Here is a 17,445-nt window from a genome sequence, read left to right on the forward strand (position 1 = left end):
CCCGGCATCTGGCCGCTGCCAAGCGGCTACCTGTCATTGCAATGCTGGGCTTCGGGACTTACGTCTTCGACGTTCGAAACCTGCCCGTTCAGCCGGGCAAATCCTGGAGGCATTGATGTTCGATCCCAAGAAGCTTCTCGACGATCTGCTCGGCTCGCAAATTCCCGGCACCAGCGGCACCGTCCGCGACAAGGCGGGCCAGGCCGTGCAGATGGCCAAGGACAATCCGCTGGCAGCCGGCGCGCTGGCGGCGGTGCTGCTTGGAACCGGCGCCGGGCGCCAGGTGACAGGCACCGCGGTGAAGCTCGGTGGATTGGCTGCCATCGGCGGTCTCGCCTACAAGGCCTACCAGAACTACAAGGCCGGCAACGCACCGGAGCAGGCGCCCGCCGCCGGTGAACCGGAATTGCTGCCGCCGCCCAAGGACACCGCCTTCCACCCGTCGCAGGCGCCACAGGGCGAGGATGAGTTCACGCTGACGCTCGTTCGCGCGATGATCTCGGCGGCCAAGGCCGACGGCCATGTCGACGAGGAGGAACGCAAGAAGATCGCCGGCAAGCTCAGCCTTTCGGGGATCGGCTCCGACGCCGAGAAATTCCTGATGGCGGAGCTGGAAAGCCCGCTCGATCTCGACACGTTGGTGGCGGGTGCCAAGACCGACGCGCAGAAGCTCGAGCTCTACACGGCGTCGCGCCTGACCATAGACCCGGACACGCGCGCCGAGCGCGGCTATCTCGATCTGCTCGCCGGCCGGCTTGGCCTGCCGGATGCACTGGTCGACCATGTCGAGGCGACGGTTTCGGCGGCCAAGGTGCCGGCCGCCAAGGCGGGCACCTCGCCCAATCCGCGCTGGTAGCCCATATCGGCACAGGCGTGCTTAACCTGCGTTTACCCTTCGTTAACTCAGGAAGCGCATGATTCTACACAGTCGGATCGGCTTTCCTCCTCCCAAGTCCGGTTCAGATCAGGGCGGTCGCCAATGACCGCCCTTTTTGTCGGCCCGGACGAGGCCGCTTCCGCGCACCGGATTCCACTTTTCGGGAACGTGATCTGGCCGCTCCGCTTGCCATCGCTGCCGTCATTTGCGATGCCTTCTGTTCTGAAGCCAGATCCTGAAAATCAAGCGGGCACGCGCGGCGCTGCCGGAGGACAACTGCCATGACCGAGAAAACCGCCATCGTCACCGGCGCCGGCACCGGCATCGGCAAGAGCGTCGCCACGGCATTGCTCAAGGCCGGCTGGAACACGGTGTTCTGCGGGCGCCGCAAGGCGGTGCTGGACGCGGCGGTCGCCGAGGCCGGACCCTCGGATGCCAAGGCGCTGGCGGTTGCCTGCGACATCAGCAAGGCCGGCGAGGTCGATGATCTTTTCGAGACGGTGGCGGAGGCCTTTGGCCGCGTCGACCTGCTCTTCAACAATGCCGGCATGGGCTACAAGTCGACGCCGATCGACGAGATCCCGGTCGAGGTGTGGAATGATATCGTCGGCGTCAACCTCACCGGTTCGTTCCTGTGCGCGCGTGCCGCCTTTGGCGCCATGCGCAAGCAGCGGCCGATGGGTGGCCGCATCATCAACAACGGTTCGGTGTCGGCCTATGCGCCGCGCCCGGGCTCGGTGCCCTACACGGCGACCAAGCACGCCATCACCGGACTGACCAAGACGCTGGCGCTCGACGGCCGCCCCTATGACATCGCCTGCGGCCAGATCGACATCGGCAATGCGCTGACCGACATGGCGCAGCCGATGACCGTCGGCGTGCCGCAGGCCAACGGCTCCATCGCCGCCGAGGCCGTGATGGATGTCCAGCATGTTGCCGACGCGGTCGTCCACATGGCCAGCCTGCCGCTCGACGCCAACGTGCTGTTCATGACGGTGATGGCGACCAAGATGCCGTTCGTGGGGCGTGGCTAGTCTGAGAAACCAAGTTCCCCTTTTAAGGGATCATGCTCCCTACCCCTGAGGCGGTGTCTCCAACGGAACGCCGGGCAGATAGAGCGGAACGGGGCGGATCTCGTAGACGGCGGTCGGGTTGACGCGTCTGAACTCGCGCGCGATGGCGATGGCGTCATCCCGCGTCGGGCAGTCGACGACATAGAGGCCGAGAAGCTGTTCCTTGGTTTCGGCGAAGGGGCCATCGACGATCAGGCCGTCGCGCAAGGTGCAGGCCGATTGTGTCGCGCCAAGCCGCGCCGACGGGCCAAGGCTGCCGTCGGCATAGAGCCTTTCATGAATCTTGAGCAAATCAGTCATCAGCGCCGCGTCTTCCTGTGGCGTCAGCGCCTTGATCGCGTCTTCCACATGATAGGCAAGGATTGCATAGAACATTCGGATGTCACCCCACTTCGATCCTGATCCGAGGACCGTAGCCGTTCCCGACATGCACGCCCAGTCTTGGCCGTGCGCCTCCGGACGGCTCATGACACCGTCCGGGAGAGGGCATTAGGCCGCTTTGAAGCTCACTTCGCCAGGAAGGCTCCAATCCGCTCCAGCGCCCGCAAAATATTCTCCTCGGAGTTGGCGTAGGAGAGCCTGACATAGCCTTCCCCGAGAATGCCGAAATCGGGGCCGCCGATCAGCGCCACGCCGGCGTCGTCGAGCAGGGCGGAAGCGAGCTTCTTTGCCTTCCAGCCGGTCTTCGACACGTTGGGGAAGGCGTAGAAGGCGCCCTTGGGGGTGATGCAGGAAATGTTGGGCAAGGCGTTCAGGCCTTCGACCACGATCTTCCTGCGGCGGTCGAAGGCGCGCATCATCTTGTCGACGTCGTCCTGCGGGCCGTCGATGGCGGCGATGCCGGCGAACTGGCTCGGCGCATTGACGCACGACCAGCAATTGACCGCCAGTTTGCGCACCTTGTCGTAGAGATGAGCGCCCTTGTCGCCATTCGGCCAGATCGACCAGCCCATGCGCCAGCCGGTCATCGCCCAGGTCTTGGACCAGCCGTTGAGCACGATCAGCCGGTCGCGGATCTCGGGGAAGCCGAGCAGCGAGCAATGTGTCTCGCCGTCATAGGTCATGACGTCGTAGATCTCGTCGGAAAGGATGGCGACGTCTGGGTGCTTCTCCAGGCCCTTGACCAGCTTCTCGATCTCGGCACGCGGCGTGACACCGCCGGTCGGGTTGGCCGGCGAGTTGAGGATCAAGAGCCTGGTCCTGGAGGTGATCAGCGCCAGCGTTTCCTCGGCGGAGAAGGCAAAGCCGTTCTCCTCGCGCATCGGCACGGGAATGGGTGCTGCACCGGTGAACTCGATCATCGAGCGGTAGATGGGAAAGCCGGGGTCCGGGTAGAGGATCTCGGCGCCAGGCTCGCCGAACATCAGGATGGCGGCGAACATGGTCGGCTTGCCGCCGGGCAGGACCATCACCGTCTCTGGCGACACTTCGACGCCGGTGGTGGTCAGCGTGCGGCGCACCACAGCCTCGCGCGTCGCCAGAAGCCCGTTGGCCGGCGTGTAGCCGTGGTGGCCGTCGCGCAGCGCCTTGATGGCGGCCTCGACGATGTGCTGCGGCGTCTTGAAGTCGGGCTGGCCGATGCCGAGATTGACGATGTCGCGGCCCTGTTGAGCCAGTGCCGTCGCACGCGCGAGCACCGCGAACGCATTTTCCTCGCCGAGACGGTCGAAGGCCGAAATCGTGTGGAGCATTTTTCCCGTCCGTGTGGTTCTTACTGTTGGGTCGCGTTTTTGTGAGCCTTGGCCCGCAAAAGTCAAACGGATTGGAGTTTTTGGTGTCGGAAAATCTCAAAGACTGGCAACCGCGTCCGCGACCCGAGCGCAAGCCCATCGACGGTCGATACGTCCGGCTTGAACCGCTGAGCGCCGCAAAGCACGGTGATGGGCTCTACGAAGCGTCCTCGGTGTCCGATGTCGACGGCCGCTTTGCCTGGCTGCCCGATTATCCGCCGCAAACCCGTGCGGCCTTCCAGCCATGGCTGGACAAGGTCGAGGCCAGCGAAGATCCGCTGTTCTTCGTTATCATCGACAAGGCCAGCGGCAAGGTCGCCGGACGCCAGACGCTGATGCGCATCGATCCGGCCTACGGCGTCATCGAGATCGGCAACATCTATTGGGGACCGCTCATTTCGCGCAAGCCGGCAGCCACGGAAGCGCAGTTCCTGTTCATGAAATACATCTTCGACGGGCTCGGCTATCGCCGTTATGAATGGAAGTGCAACAACCGCAACGAGCCGTCGAAGCGGGCGGCGGAACGGTTCGGCTTCAAATTCGAGGGCATTTTCCGCCAGCATCTCATCGTCAAGGGTGAAAACCGCGACACCGCATGGTATTCGATCATCGACAAGGAATGGCCGGCGTTGCGCAAGGCTTACGAAGCGTGGCTCGACCCGGCCAATTTCGATGGCGACGGCCAGCAGAAGCGACGGCTCGAGGATTGTCGCGCTGAATTCGGCGCCTAGGAGTTCTTATTTTGGCCCATTCCCACGACCATAGCGGCCATGATCACGGTGGGGCCGGCCATGTGCATGGCTCGACCGACAAGAAGCGCGTGCTGATCGCGGCCGGCCTGACGGCGGGGTTCATGGTGGCGGAGGCACTCGGCGGCCTCTTCACCGGCTCGCTGGCGCTGCTGGCCGACGCCGGGCACATGCTCGCCGACGCGATCGCGCTGGGCCTTGCCTGGTATGCCTTCCATCTTGCGGGACGGCCCGCGACCGGCCAGCTCACCTACGGCTTCGGCCGGGTCAAGACGCTGGTCGCCTACACCAACGGCATCGCCATCTTCGTCATCGCGCTGTGGATCATCTACGAGGCGTGGGAGCGACTGCAGACGCCGGCGCCAGTGCTGGGCGGACCGATGCTGGTTGTGGCGATCCTCGGCCTGCTGGTCAATCTCGGCTCCTTCTTCGTGCTGCATGGCGGCGACCGCGAAAGCCTGAACATGCGTGGCGCCATCCTGCATGTGCTTGGCGACCTGCTCGGCTCGGCCGCGGCGATCGTGGCCGCACTGGTTATCCTGGCGACCGGCTGGACGCCGATCGATCCGATCCTGTCGGTGCTGGTCTCGCTGCTTATCCTGTCGACGGCCTGGTCGCTGATGCGCGCCGCGGCCCATGTGCTGCTCGAAGGCGTGCCGCCCAGCCTCGACCGGGACCTGATCGCCCGGGATATCGAGGCAACGGTCAGGGGCGTGCGGGAGGTGCACCATATGCATATCTGGTCGCTCGATGGCGCCAGCAACATGGCGACGCTGCATGCCTGCCTCAATGACGGCGTCGATGCGTATCAGGCGGTCAGCGCCGTCAAGAAGCGGCTTGCCAGCGAGCACGGCATCAGCCATGCCACCGTGGAGCCGGAATTCGGAAAGTGCGCCGACGAGGGCGACGACCATGGTCACGAGCACGAGCACGATGCTGTCCCGCATCACGGCCACTATCACTAGGTCCTGTCGATGACCATCGATCGAACCTGCCTCAGGAGTTCTCCAGCTTTGAAAACCCAGCCCGACGACCGCCGCCCCGGTGCGGCATGATGGATCGCGACACGCGCAATGCGGCCATCGCAGCGGTCTGGATCATGCTTCTGTTCGGCATTGCCGCCTTCTACCTGCCGACCATGATGCTGGCACTCGGCAGCTTTTCGACCGTGCTGGCCGGTATCTTCGGCACCCTCTTCGTGCTGGCGTTTTTCCTAGTGTTCTGGCTGCGCGCGCGCAGCCAGCGCAAAAATCAGGGCAAGTAAGGGATTTTGACATGCGCATTCTGATCACGGGCGCCGCGGGCATGGTCGGCCGCAAGCTGATCGCCCGGCTGGCAAAGGACGGCACGCTGCGGGCCGAGAAGATCACCGCGCTCGATCTGCACGACATCGTGCCGCCGCAGGCGCCGGCGATGGACGGTGTCAGCATCAACACCCACACCGGCGATCTCGCCGAGGCGGGCGCCGCCGAGGGCCTGGTCAAGTCGCGACCCGACGTTGTGTTCCATCTTGCAGGTATCGTGTCGGGCGAGGCGGAAGCCAATTTCGATCTCGGCTACCGCGTCAATCTCGATGGCACGCGCGCCGTGTTCGACGCCATCCGGCTGGCCGGTTTTGCGCCGCGCGTCGTCTTCACCTCGTCGATCGCGGTGTTCGGCGCGCCGTTCCCCGATGTCATTCCCGACGACTTCCATCCGACGCCGCTGACCTCCTACGGGACCCAGAAGCAGATGAGCGAAGCGCTGCTGGCCGATTACACGAGGCGCGGCTTCTTCGACGGCATCGGCATCCGGCTGCCGACCATCTGCGTGCGGCCCGGCAAGCCGAACAAGGCGGCCTCCGGCTTCTTCTCCGGCATCATCCGCGAGCCGCTGAACGGCCAGGAGGCGATCCTGCCGGTGCCGCGCTCGGTCGTGCACACCCATGCCAGCCCGCGCTCGGCCGTCAACTTCCTGATCCATGCGGCGGGGATCGACGGCGCCGCCGTCGGGCCGCGCCGCAACCTGACGATGCCTGGCGTCGCCGTCACCGTCGGCGAGCAGATCGAGGCGCTGGAGCGCATTGCAGGGCCAAAAGTGACAAGCCTGATCCGCGAGGTGCCGGACGAAACGATCTGGGCGATCGTGAAGGGCTGGCCGACTCGGTTCGAGGCGAAGCGGTCACGGGAGCTCGGCTTCAGCGCCGAAAAGAGCTTTGATGAGATTATTCGCGCCCATATCGAGGATGAGCTAGGCGGCAAGCTTCCCGACTAGGAGTTCGTGCAGCCCATCCGTTCGAGCAGGCCTAGACGCTGCCGGTCAGGCTTGCCGACAGCAGCAAAAGTCCGAACAGGAAGACGAAGGCGGCGCCGCCGATCTCGACGATCGAATGGATGCGGTTGCCCATGCGGCCGTCGCCGGCGAAATACACCGCCCAGTTCTTGGCGGTCACCGCCAGCGTCGCCAGTGCCGAGACGGTGATGGCGGTGCCGATCGACATTGCCAGCACCGACAGCAGGCCGCCGAGCCACAGCCCGTTGAGCAGGGCGAAGCTGAGCACGATCAACGCGCCGGAGCAGGGGCGGATGCCGACGGCGGCCACCGCCGACCACGCCGTGCGCCAGTCGAAGCGGTCGCCAGAGAGCAGCGCCGGATCGGGTGCGTGCGAGTGGCCGCAGGTTTCGCAGACCTCACCCGCAGCGTGATCGTGATGGGCATGCGCGCCATGGTCATGATGGTGGTCATGCGCGCTATGCTCGTGGTGATCGTGCGAATGGTCATGCGCATGGCCGTGATCGTCATGCACATGGACCGCGTGCGAATGGGCATGCGCCGAATGGCTGTGGGCGGCATGCGAATGGCCGGCGTGGGAGTGACCCGCATGAGAATGGCCACCATGAGAATGGCCGGCGTGAGCCGCCGACAGGCTGTAGGCGGGACCTTTGCCAAACAGGCGCAGGACGGAAGGGCCGAGCTTGCGCCACAGCAGCCAGGCGCCGAACAGGGTGACCAGCGCAAAGCTCATGATCTCCATGAACCAGGCCGCGTCGGTCATCGAGATGGTGGTGCCGCGCAGGACGAAATAGGCGACCAGCATGACCACGATCGCCGTCAGGCCCTGGAGCAGGGCCGAGACGAAGGACAGCAGGATGCCGCGCCGCAGCGCCACTTCATTGGCCACCATGTAGGACGAGATGACGGCCTTGCCGTGGCCAGGGCCGGCGGCATGGAAGATGCCATAGGCGAAGGACAGGCCGATAAGGATCCAGATCTTGCTGTTGTCCTGGCGCATCGCCTTCATGGCTGTCGCCAGCGCGCGATAGAATTCCTGCTGGCGCAGATTGATCCACATCAGGATGTGGGCGAACGGACCGGTACTCGGTGCCATGCCGTCATTGACGCCGATGCCGAGCGAGGACTGGGCATGCGCGGCGTTGGCGAAATGCATCGCGGCAAAGGTGAGGGCCAATAGGCCGAGTGCCAAACGCAGGGACGGTTTCGTCACCGGCTTCATCCTTCTGGCTGACAGGTCAGTTCGAGCTTGGTGGCAAAGATCTTGCTCATGTCGGTGCCTGTCGGGTCGTTGAAGAAGGCATCCGTAAGGGTCTTCTGGTTTTCCTTGATCGCCTCATCCGGGTCTGGACGGATCACCTTGCTGGTGCAGTTCGACGGCAGGCCTTCAACCGTGATGTTGGAATCCTCGGTGAAGTCAATCGCGGTGTAGAAGGTCGGGTCGTAGACGCCGATGTCGATCGTGCCGGTCAGCTTGATCGGGACCTTGGGTTCGGACTCGAACAGGATGATCAACTGGTCGTTGTCGAAATTGGCCATCAGATGCGGCGGCGGCACCATCGTTACGTCCTTGCCGTTCTGGGTGACGAGCTGGAAATAGTTGAACTCGGCCAGCGAGGCGTGAACCGTGTCGGCAACCTCCTTCAGCTCCTTGTCGTCAAGCTTCAGGTCGGAGTTCTTGTCGAACTCCATCATCACCGTACTCGAAAACAGGTCGTCGAAGCGCCAGAGATGACGCAGCGCCTTCACGGTTTGGTGATCCGGGCCGAGGATCACGTCGAGGCGCGCCTCGGCGAAGACGTGCGGGTGCACGTAAGCTGGACCAGTCGCGGCAAAGGTCGCCGTCAAGGCCGAAGCCAGCATGATTGCGTGCCGTTTCAGGTGCATTACCGGTCGCGATTCCATTGGCCTCGGAGAGATGTCGAGAGTGACTAGAAAGGGGGCGAAATTGGGACCGTGAGACGGTTAAAACCGGCTAGGCGATCTCGCGTGTCCTGAACCACTGCACCAGGAAGTCGACGAAGACGCGGACCTTGGCCGGCAGATAGCGGCGGTGCGGGTAGACGGCGAAGATACCGCCGCCGGACAGGATGCGGTCATCGAGCGCCGTCACCAGCAGGCCGCTCTTCAAATCGGGCGCGGCGATGAAATCCGGCAGGATGCAGAATCCGAGCCCCGATATGGCGGCGGCGCGCGCCGCCATCGGGCTGTTGACCTCGATCGGGCCCGACACCGCGACGCTCAGCTGGTCGTTGTTGTCACCCTTGAACGGCCAGTTGTTCAACCCGCGGCCATTGGTGTCGACGATGCAAGGCATGTGGCCGAGATCCTGCGGCCGCGTCGGCATGCCATGCTTGGCGATCAGTTCGGGAGAGGCGCAGAGTTTTACCGAAAACGGCGCCAGCCGCCTGGCGATCAGCGACGAATTCTCCAGGCGCGAGATGCGCACCGCGAGGTCGAAGCCTTCCTCGACCAGATCGACGAAGCGGTCGTCGAGCTGGATGTCGAGCACGATGTCGGGGTGCTGCTTGGCGAAGTCGATCAGCGATTGACCGATCGGCGCGTCGGCGAAGGTGCGCGGCGCCGACACCTTGATGCGGCCACGCACGTCGCCGGATGATTCGCGCACGGCGTCGGCGAGGCTGTCGACCTCGCGCACGATCTCGGAGGCGCGCCGGTAATATGTGTGGCCGGCCTCGGTCATCGAGAACTGGCGCGTGGTGCGGTTGAGGAGCAACGCGCCGAGCTCGTCCTCCAGCTCTCGCACATATTTCGACAGCAGCGCCTTGGAGCGGCCGATCTTGCGCGCCGCCGCCGAAAAGCCTTCGGCCTCGACGACGTCGATGAAGGCGCGCATGCGGGTCAGTGTGTCCATTGTCAGGCCTTTTGTGCTGCGTCGAGAAGTTTTCGGCCGAGCCGTATCAGGGCAATGTCGCTGCCGGAAGGGCCAAGTAGCGACAGGCCGAACGGAGCGCCGGCGACCGAGCCGATCGGCAAGGTGATCTGTGGAAAGCCGGAGAGCCCGGCGAGGCACAAAAGGTGCAGCGCCCGCTCGCGATAGGCCTGGAATTGCTCCGGCGTCGAGTCGACATAGGGCGCCGGGCCCGGCACCGTCGGCAGGACAAGGAAGCCGTCCTTGCCGAGCAGGGCACCGAGTTCGCCGCGAAAGGTCAGCCTTCGCACCTCCTCAGCCTGCGCCGTCCGCTCGTCGACGGCACGGCCGAAGCCGAATCGCTCCTCGACGCCGGGGCCTAGGTCGCGCTCGCCGCTGGTGATCCATTCGCCATGCACGCCCCAGGCTTCCTTGGCCTGGAGGCGGCGAAAGCACCAGTAGAGTTCATCCGGCGACGAACTGAAGGGCATCGTCGGCGTCGCCGGCGCGCCGAAAACCGCGCTCGCCAACCTCTTCATTCCGGCATATTCGGCAAGTGCCGGGCGGGCGACCAGCTCGTCCAGCCAGCCGAGCGCCAGCTGGCGGTCCAGATGGTGATGGTGTTGGTCGCGGCCGAGCAGCAGCTTGCCGACGGTCTCGTAAGTCTCGATGTCGTCGGCGAACCAGCCGAAAGTGTCGAAGCTCGGCGCCAGCTTCATGGTGCCGTCGAGCGAAATGCGGCCATGCGTGGTGCGCAGCCCGATGAGCCCGCAAAAGCTCGCCGGCGCGCGGATCGAGCCGCCGGTGTCGGATCCCGTGGCGATGTCGGCGAGCTTGCCCGCCACCGCTGCCGCCGATCCCGACGACGAGCCGCCGGTGACGCGGTCGGGCGCGGCCGGGTTCACCGGAAAAGAAAAATGCGCATTCTGGCCGAACAGCGCGAAGGCAAGCTCGTCGGTCTGAGTCTTGCCGACGAAGCGCGCGCCGGCATCGAGAATCACCTGTACGGCCGGCGCCGTGCGCGAGGCGGCAGGGCTATCGGCGAATTTCCTGGGATTGCCACAGCCGCTGCGATAGCCGGCAACGTCGTAGATGTCCTTTACGGCCAGCCGCAGGCCGGCCAGCGGGCCAAGCTCGGCATGCGCCACCGGCATCTGGCGAAGATCGAGAAAGGCATTGAGAGGGCCATGCGTGCCTGTCATCGTTCGCTATCCGGATACGGTTGAACCAACATTGTTCGATGCCAGAAATTTTACAACCTTGGATACGATTTTTATTGATTGTGAAACTCTTCGCTCTTATATCGCGCTTGCCCAAAGTCGCACGTGCCTGTGGGTGTCCGCCGATCCTCGAATGGTGAGGGAAATCGGTAAGGTAACTGGAGCTAACCCCTCCAGTCGGTTTAGCGGCCAACCGCCAGACCGAGGACACCTTGAAGCAACGACGGTGCGGGCCTTTCTGGTTCTCTGCCGGTTGTCCAAAGACCGGGGTTACTGAAGAGGCACACCATCATTGCCGGCAGTGCGGAACGGGGTTCTCCCAATCCAAGCCAAGGCAGACAAAGCGAACCGAAGCCGGGCAAGGCTAAGGTTCATCGCCGCGAGACGGCGTTTCATGGTTCCGGGGTCTCCACCGGCTGGTTCCATGATTTGACGTCCCGCCTTTGTCCACCGCGTGTTCGCGAGGCCGAAAGCCCGCGTCCGCACCCTTGTGCGCGCCGAAAGGCGTGATGGAGATACCGATGGCCACTCAGCGCATCCTCGACTTCCTCGCCACCCGACGTCCGACCGGCCCTTGCCTCGTCGTCGACCTCGATGTCGTTCGCGACAATTTCCGCGCCTTCGAGAAGGCGCTGCCCGATTCCAGGATCTACTATGCGGTGAAAGCAAACCCGGCGCCGGAAATCCTGCGTCTCCTTGCTGCGATGGGCTCGTCCTTCGACACGGCTTCCGTTGCCGAAGTCGAGATGGCGATGGACGCCGGTGCGCCGGCGGACCGCATCTCCTTCGGCAACACCATCAAGAAGGAGCGTGACATCGCACGCGCCTACCAGCTCGGCATCCGCCTGTTCGCGGTCGATTGCGTCGAGGAGGTCGAGAAGGTCGCCCGTGTCGCTCCAGGCTCGCGCGTGTTCTGCCGCGTGCTGACCGACGGCGAGGGCGCCGAATGGCCGCTGTCGCGCAAGTTCGGCTGCGTGCCGGCGATGGCAGTCGACGTGCTTCGCCATGCCAAGGGCCTCGGCCTCGACGCCTATGGCGTGTCGTTCCACGTCGGCTCGCAGCAGACCGACCTGACCGCCTGGGACCGTGCGTTGCGCGACGCCAAGACGGTTTTCGCGACGCTCGCCGAGGAAGGCATCGTCTTGAAGATGGTCAACATGGGCGGCGGTTTCCCGACGCGCTACCTGCGCGACGTGCCGGCGGCCCAAGCCTATGGCCAGGCGATCTTCTCGGCGCTGCGCAAGCATTTCGGCAACGCGATCCCGGAGACCATCATCGAGCCGGGCCGCGGCATGGTGGGCAATGCCGGCGTCATAAAGTCGGAAGTCGTGCTGATCTCGAAGAAAGCCGATAACGACAATGTGCGCTGGGTGTTCCTCGACATCGGCAAGTTCGGCGGCCTGGCCGAGACGATGGACGAGGCGATCCGTTACCCGATCGTCACCCGTCATGACGGCACAGAGACCGCGCCTTGCGTGCTCGCCGGCCCGACCTGCGATTCGGCCGACGTGATGTACGAGAAGACACCCTATCCGCTGCCCTTGTCGCTGACCATCGGCGACGAGGTGCTGATCGAAGGCACCGGCGCCTACACGACGACCTACTCGGCGGTCGCGTTCAACGGCTTCGAGCCTCTCCGATCCTACGTGATCTGACGGCGCTTCCTCGGCGCATTTTCGGACGGCGAACCGGACACGATTTCGCCTGAAAATGCGCTGAGAGAGCCGATCGGATCATCCCAGGTGGGCGGCTGTCGCCCACCCGGGCTCGCCTGTGGAACAGATCTCCGCTCGCCAGGGATTGCGGAAATGGAAATGTCAGTTGAACTCGTAGCTCATGCGCCGGCCTTCGTGATGGTCGCGGAAACCGTTGCCGACGTCGCGGCGCGCGAAGCCTTGCTCGATCGTGCCATGGGGCCGAAGCGCAAGACCAAATCATCGGAGAAGCTGCGGCGCGGCCGCCGGCCTTCGGAAGGCCTGGCTTTCGTCGCGCGCGATGCCTCGGGCGGCGTTGCCGGCACGGTGCGGCTGTGGGATGTCAGGCTGGGCGAGGGCGGTGCGGCCGCACTGCTGCTTGGCCCGCTTGCGGTCGACCCGTCGCTCAAGAATGCCGGCATCGGTTCGGCGCTGATGCGTCACGCCATCGCCGAGGCGGCGCGCCTCGGCCACGCGGCGATCCTTCTGGTCGGCGATGCGCCCTACTACGGACGCTTCGGGTTCTCGGCCGCCAGGACCGGTTCGCTCGCCATGCCCGGACCTTATGAGCGGCATCGCCTGCTGGCGCTGGAACTGGTGGACGGGGCGCTGGATGGTGCCGCGGGCACGCTGAAGGCTGCCGGCCGCAAGCTGAAGGCGCAGGCGCCGACACTGGCGGCCTGAGGCACCAACCCCTCAAACGGACGCCGCCTTTCGGCGGCGTTCGTTTGATCTCAAAGAGCCGCGTTCAAGCGGCCGCGCACTCAGCCGATCAACTGGCTCAGCGCCATGGCGACCGTCATGTCGCCTTCGACTTTGATCTTGCCGGTCATGAACGCCATGGTCGGGTTCAGATCGCCCGCGATCAGCGAGTCCAGGTCGTCGAGCGAGAGCTTGATGGTGCAGTCGGTCGGGGCATCGGTGTTCGATACGGTGGCACCGTCGATGACGATGACGCCGTCGCTGCCGGTGTCGAACTTCACGGAACGATCGAACCCGCTGCTGGCCACGCGTGACTTGATCTTCTCGGCAATCTCCTGAACGCTCACGCTGTTCTCCTGTCTGGTTGCATCTGCTTGTCTGGTTGTATCTGTAGCGCAGGGCATTTCGGTCCGGCGGAAGCCCGTGCCGCATCTTTGGCGATCATGATCGCTGCCGCATATAGCTTTGGATTGACGTTTACGTCAACGCGGTTTGCAGGGGCTGGTTCCTATCGCCGCACATGCCGGCGTCGACACGAGCAGCACCTTGCGAGGCTCAATGGTCCTTGAACGCCTTGGTCATCTCGCTTGCGGTCTCGCTTTTCTTGCGGCGCAGCCAGTTGTCGCGGATTTCGTCCTTCGACAGGAAGTTGACCTGATCGATCAGGACCTCATGCACCAGGTTCGCGCCGACACGGGTGTTGATGGTGTCGCGGATCGCGGCGCGAAAGGCATCGAGGTCGATCGTTTGCTTGTTGGTGAAGTCGATCTGGGGATTGGAATAGAGGTAGGTGTAGACCTGATCGGTGATCAGCGCGTCGGCCGGGATCGACAGCTTCTTTATCTGCTCCGGCTCGACAGTGTAGACGAGCTTGGTCAGGAAGTAGCCGTCGATCGAGGCGTTGTGGATCAGCGGCACCGAAATGATGTCGGTCTTGACGTAGTCCAACCCGCCCAGCATCGGCTTCGGGGTTTCGCCGACACCTTTTTCACCCGCTGCCTGGAACGAATAGAACACCGCGCCGAGCGTGGCGGCGCAGATCCAGACCGCGATGGCAATGACCTTGATCATCGAGAGCCCGAGCCCGAAATCATCGCGCCCTAACCTTTCCTGCCGAATTCAACGGCGGAGTAGGTGCCGTCGGTCTCGGCGCGCTGAATGGCCGTCCGCAACAGGCCGGCAACCTCGTTGACGGCGGAGAGATGCGCCAGGATCGCCGCCTCGTTCCTCGCCAGCTTCTGGCGCAGCCGGGTCAGGCCCTCGCGGTGCTGCTCGAGGAATTCGACCTCGCTGCCGCCCTTCATGGCGCGGGTCAGTTCATAGAGATAGCGGCTCTTGCGGGCGTTCGACGCCTTGAGGTCGTAGCTGGTGTCGCTACGGATGCCGGCGGTCTCTTCCTCGACCACTTCCTCGATGCGGCCGATGATGGCGGCCAGGTTTCCAGGCCGTGCGAACTGGATCGGTGTTTCCGATTCTGTCGTGCGCGCCGGCAGGTTTGGGGTGAATTCCGTAATGTCGGCCATGGCGTTTCCCAGTTTAGATCTTGATGTCTGTTTTTGTGGTTATCTCATCGCCGGTCATCGACCTTGCGGCCTTGCGCTGCCATTCCTGGACGAGCGAAGTGGACAGACGGGTTTGCTGGTCGATCTCGGTCTTCTCCGGTCCATTTGAAACCGGGCCGATCGGCACCTTGCGCTTGCCGTCCATGTAGTGGTCGGCGAGCAGCGACTTGGCGATGCCGATGCCGCCGCGATCGGCCATGACGTCGGCGACACGCTCGGCAAGCTGCGATTTCCACATGTCGCCGGCGAGACCCGTGCCGTAGACGCCTTCGGTGTCCTTGGGCAGCATGTTCTGGATGAAGGTCTGCAAGACCATCGCTTCGAACTTCTTGAATTTCTTGGCCGGGTCGGCTGTCGCGGCAGCCTTGTCGGCCGTGGCGCGCGACAGGATCGAGCCGGCATCGACCGACGCGGCGGCGTCGACCGAGAACGTGCCGGCAGCACCGCCGGCGCGCTTGGTCAGCGCGGCGCGGGCAGCCTCGATGTCCGCCGGCTCCGCGGCTCGGGCGACATCCATAACGATGTCGCTGGGTGGAGAAATGGCCAAGAAAGTCCGCCTTTTGCCGGGTTTCCTTGGCCAGACCATGCCTCAACAAGCTTGTGGCAGGCTTGCGAGGGAGAGGGGAGGCGGAATGCAGGCGCGCGTCGATACGTCAAGCTTGCGATTTTCCCTAGGTATTGACGGCCCACGGGGCTAGCATAGAGCTCACTGGGGGGGTGTGCGATGACAGACGTCTCGATACGCCGCGCGGACTTCATGATGGTCCTGGCTTATGCTTCCGATCTCGCCACTGGCCATTCTCGCGACTTCGCGCTGAAATCTTGCGTGCTTGCAATGCGGATCGCCACGCTTGGGGGTGTTTCCGATGAGATTCGGCGCAATGCTTACCACCAGTCGATGCTGCGCTATGTCGGCTGCAATGCCGACACGGACCTTCTGTCGGCCACCTTCGGCGACGAAATCGCGCTCCGTCAGGATCTTGTCGGTCTTGACATGGGCAATCGGGCGGAGCTGGGCAGGGTCTTCGTGCAGGCCTTCAAGCGGGTCTACTACGATCTCGAGCCTGACACGCAGGCCAGGGCGATCGAGGCCGCGATGTCGCAGGCGCTCGCGGTCGCGCGCCCGGTGCTTACAGCGCATTGCGAGGTCGCGCAGCGGATCGGCCAACGGCTCGGCCTTTCCGAGGAGATTCGGCACAATCTCGGGCAGATCTACGAACGCTGGGACGGCAAGGGCCTGCCGCGTGGATTGAGCGGCGAGGATGTCCTGCCAGCCGTGCGCCTGATTACGCTGGCGCAGGATGCCATCGCGCTCAGCGAAGCCGTCGGCATCGAGGAAATGGCCGAAACCATAGCCAGTCGCGCGGATGGCCCATACGAAGCGGATCTGGCCCGGCTCGTCTCAGCCAACGCGCCGGCGCTGATGGAGGGGATCGGCGCGACGGTCGACCGCGAGACGATACTGGCGCTCGAGCCCGATCCGCCGGTGACGCTGGACGAGGCAGGCTGCGACGAGGCGTTCCTTGCTATCGCGGACATGATCGACATGCGCATGCCGCTTACCTACGGCCATTCACGGATGGTGGCGCAACTGGCCGAGGGAGCCGGGGGACAAATGAAGCTTCCCGCCGCCGACCTGCGTGCGCTGCGCTGGTCGGGTTGTATCCACGACATTGGCGAACTCGTGGTGCCGGTGGCGACTTGGATGCGTAACGGCCCGCTGTCTGTCCGTGAGCGCGACGCGGCGCAGCTGCATGCCTATTACGGCGAGCGGGCGCTGGCCTCGTTCGGTCGCGAGGGCGAAGCGATGGCCGCTCTCGTGCTTCGCCATCACGAACGCCTGGACGGCTCGGGCTATCACCGCAAGGTCCACGCCTCCGACCTGTCCCCGGCGGCGAGGATCCTGGCCGCTGCCGAAGCATTCCAGACGTCGCGAGAGGAACGCCCTCACCGCCGGGCACTGTCCAGTGATGCGGCGGCAAGCCAGTTACGTGCCGCCGTTCGCGAGGGCTGCATCTGCCCTGACGCTGCCGAGGCCGTGCTGTCCTTCGCCGGGCAGCCGTCGCGCCGGACGCCGCCCCGGCCGCTGGCTGGAATGACGCCGCGCGAAATCGAGGTGCTGCGCCTGATTGCCGCCGGCCTTACGGCGAAGGAAGCGGCGCGCAAGCTGGATATCTCGCCCAAGACCGCCGACCACCATATCCAGAGCGTCTATGCCAAGATCGGTGTGACCACCCGCGCGGCAGCAGCGCTCTATGCGGTCGAGCATGGCCTTGTCCGGCCAGGCGAGACGCAGACATAGGGAATCCACCCCATGTGCGCCCGCTCCGGGGCGCGCATCGTGATCCTGTCGACGGACCAATGGTGGCCGCGACCGACAGGAGGAAATCAAATGCTTCTCGCAACGACCAAAGTGGCTGATATCGACCACTTCATCCGTATCTTTTCGACCAAGGGCGCCGATAAGCGCCGGCTGCACGGCTCGAATGGTGCGACCGTCTTCCGCGACCCAAGCGAGCCAGACCGCATCTGGGCGATCTTCGACTGGGATGCCGAGGGCTGGAAGAATTTCGTGTCGGATCCGGAGGTGCCCGCGATCCTGCAGGAAGCCGGCCATGTCGGCAAGCCGCAGGCAGCACTCCTGCTCGGCCACTACGAGGCCTGAGGTCCCCTCGCTGAGTGCCGCCTGCCACCC

Annotated in this window: 21 protein-coding genes; 11 read left to right on the plus strand and 10 right to left on the minus strand. The window is 64.4% G+C overall.

The window, feature by feature from the left end; translation table 11 throughout:
- Positions 1-115: 115 nt before the first annotated feature.
- From MESOP_RS09730 to MESOP_RS09735, 3 genes are all read left to right on the plus strand, one after another.
- The gene (locus tag MESOP_RS09730; RefSeq protein ID WP_013893158.1) at positions 116-856 is read left to right on the plus strand and encodes a tellurite resistance TerB family protein; all 741 of its coding nucleotides are present in this window, start codon (positions 116-118) and stop codon (positions 854-856) included.
- A 123-nt stretch (positions 857-979) separates the two neighbouring features.
- On the plus strand, positions 980-1,162 hold the full coding sequence (locus MESOP_RS34960) for a hypothetical protein (protein WP_140570864.1): 183 nt from the start codon (positions 980-982) through the stop codon (positions 1,160-1,162).
- Positions 1,159-1,911 (plus strand): SDR family oxidoreductase, encoded by a 753-nt coding sequence (locus tag MESOP_RS09735; protein ID WP_013893159.1) that lies wholly within the window; start codon positions 1,159-1,161, stop codon positions 1,909-1,911. The genes MESOP_RS34960 and MESOP_RS09735 overlap by 4 nt, the downstream gene beginning before the upstream one ends.
- A 39-nt stretch (positions 1,912-1,950) precedes the next feature.
- Here MESOP_RS09735 and MESOP_RS09740 read toward each other — a convergent pair whose 3' ends face one another.
- Together MESOP_RS09740 and MESOP_RS09745 are read right to left on the minus strand one after the other, a co-directional pair.
- Positions 1,951-2,325: a YciI family protein gene (locus MESOP_RS09740; RefSeq protein ID WP_041164043.1), complete on the minus strand. Its 375-nt coding sequence runs from the start codon at positions 2,323-2,325 to the stop codon at positions 1,951-1,953.
- 131 nt (positions 2,326-2,456) lie between these two features.
- A complete protein-coding gene (locus MESOP_RS09745) occupies positions 2,457-3,641 on the minus strand; it encodes a pyridoxal phosphate-dependent aminotransferase (protein ID WP_013893161.1) in 1,185 nt (394 codons plus the stop codon).
- Between the two features lie 83 nt (positions 3,642-3,724).
- Here MESOP_RS09745 and MESOP_RS09750 point away from each other — a divergent pair, with 83 nt between their 5' ends.
- From MESOP_RS09750 to denD, 4 genes are all read left to right on the plus strand, one after another.
- Positions 3,725-4,411 (plus strand): GNAT family N-acetyltransferase, encoded by a 687-nt coding sequence (locus MESOP_RS09750; RefSeq protein ID WP_013893162.1) that lies wholly within the window; start codon positions 3,725-3,727, stop codon positions 4,409-4,411.
- 11 nt (positions 4,412-4,422) lie between these two features.
- A complete protein-coding gene (locus MESOP_RS09755) occupies positions 4,423-5,394 on the plus strand; it encodes a cation diffusion facilitator family transporter (RefSeq protein ID WP_013893163.1) in 972 nt (323 codons plus the stop codon).
- Between the two features lie 86 nt (positions 5,395-5,480).
- A complete protein-coding gene (locus MESOP_RS09760) occupies positions 5,481-5,693 on the plus strand; it encodes a hypothetical protein (RefSeq protein ID WP_013893164.1) in 213 nt (70 codons plus the stop codon).
- A gap of 11 nt (positions 5,694-5,704) precedes the next feature.
- On the plus strand, positions 5,705-6,682 hold the full coding sequence (denD, locus tag MESOP_RS09765) for a D-erythronate dehydrogenase (RefSeq protein ID WP_013893165.1): 978 nt from the start codon (positions 5,705-5,707) through the stop codon (positions 6,680-6,682).
- Positions 6,683-6,713: 31 nt separating this feature from the next.
- On the opposite strand, the gene MESOP_RS09770 is transcribed toward denD, so the two are convergent.
- The 4 genes from MESOP_RS09770 to MESOP_RS09785 form a co-directional block, all read right to left on the minus strand.
- The gene (locus MESOP_RS09770; protein ID WP_013893166.1) at positions 6,714-7,922 is read right to left on the minus strand and encodes a nickel/cobalt transporter; all 1,209 of its coding nucleotides are present in this window, start codon (positions 7,920-7,922) and stop codon (positions 6,714-6,716) included.
- Complete coding sequence (locus MESOP_RS09775) at positions 7,919-8,587, minus strand: DUF1007 family protein (protein WP_013893167.1); 669 nt, start codon at positions 8,585-8,587, stop codon at positions 7,919-7,921. Before MESOP_RS09775 ends, MESOP_RS09770 begins: the two co-directional genes overlap by 4 nt.
- 88 nt (positions 8,588-8,675) lie before the next feature.
- Positions 8,676-9,575, minus strand: a complete 900-nt coding sequence (locus MESOP_RS09780; RefSeq protein WP_013893168.1) for a LysR family transcriptional regulator — start codon at positions 9,573-9,575, stop codon at positions 8,676-8,678.
- Positions 9,576-9,577: 2 nt separating this feature from the next.
- Positions 9,578-10,774: an amidase gene (locus tag MESOP_RS09785; RefSeq protein WP_013893169.1), complete on the minus strand. Its 1,197-nt coding sequence runs from the start codon at positions 10,772-10,774 to the stop codon at positions 9,578-9,580.
- A gap of 539 nt (positions 10,775-11,313) precedes the next feature.
- Here MESOP_RS09785 and odc2 point away from each other — a divergent pair.
- Together odc2 and MESOP_RS09795 are read left to right on the plus strand one after the other, a co-directional pair.
- Positions 11,314-12,447, plus strand: a complete 1,134-nt coding sequence (gene odc2, locus MESOP_RS09790) for an ornithine/lysine decarboxylase (RefSeq protein WP_013893170.1) — start codon at positions 11,314-11,316, stop codon at positions 12,445-12,447.
- A 153-nt stretch (positions 12,448-12,600) separates the two neighbouring features.
- Positions 12,601-13,170 (plus strand): GNAT family N-acetyltransferase, encoded by a 570-nt coding sequence (locus MESOP_RS09795; protein WP_013893171.1) that lies wholly within the window; start codon positions 12,601-12,603, stop codon positions 13,168-13,170.
- 80 nt (positions 13,171-13,250) lie between these two features.
- Here the strand turns inward: MESOP_RS09795 and MESOP_RS09800 are convergent, their stop codons facing one another.
- The 4 genes from MESOP_RS09800 to MESOP_RS09815 form a co-directional block, all read right to left on the minus strand.
- On the minus strand, positions 13,251-13,535 hold the full coding sequence (locus tag MESOP_RS09800; RefSeq protein ID WP_013529756.1) for an SCP2 sterol-binding domain-containing protein: 285 nt from the start codon (positions 13,533-13,535) through the stop codon (positions 13,251-13,253).
- Positions 13,536-13,743: 208 nt separating this feature from the next.
- Positions 13,744-14,259, minus strand: coding sequence for a hypothetical protein (locus MESOP_RS09805; protein WP_013893172.1), 516 nt, complete (start codon positions 14,257-14,259; stop codon positions 13,744-13,746).
- A 29-nt stretch (positions 14,260-14,288) separates the two neighbouring features.
- Positions 14,289-14,711, minus strand: a complete 423-nt coding sequence (locus MESOP_RS09810) for a hypothetical protein (RefSeq protein ID WP_013893173.1) — start codon at positions 14,709-14,711, stop codon at positions 14,289-14,291.
- A 13-nt stretch (positions 14,712-14,724) separates the two neighbouring features.
- Positions 14,725-15,336, minus strand: a complete 612-nt coding sequence (locus MESOP_RS09815; protein WP_041164045.1) for a rod-binding protein — start codon at positions 15,334-15,336, stop codon at positions 14,725-14,727.
- Positions 15,337-15,474: 138 nt separating this feature from the next.
- On the opposite strand from MESOP_RS09815, the gene MESOP_RS09820 reads away from it, so the two are divergent.
- Positions 15,475-17,052 carry an HD domain-containing phosphohydrolase gene (locus MESOP_RS09820; RefSeq protein ID WP_013893175.1) on the plus strand — a complete coding sequence of 526 codons (1,578 nt, stop codon included), beginning with the start codon at positions 15,475-15,477 and terminating at the stop codon, positions 17,050-17,052.
- 90 nt (positions 17,053-17,142) lie between these two features.
- Entirely contained in the window at positions 17,143-17,415 is a 273-nt protein-coding gene (locus MESOP_RS09825) for a hypothetical protein (protein WP_013893176.1), read from the plus strand.
- The last annotated feature ends 30 nt before the right edge of the window (positions 17,416-17,445 follow it).

The sequence above is a fragment of the Mesorhizobium opportunistum WSM2075 genome (assembly GCF_000176035.2).
Classification (GTDB): Bacteria; Pseudomonadota; Alphaproteobacteria; order Rhizobiales; family Rhizobiaceae; genus Mesorhizobium; species Mesorhizobium opportunistum.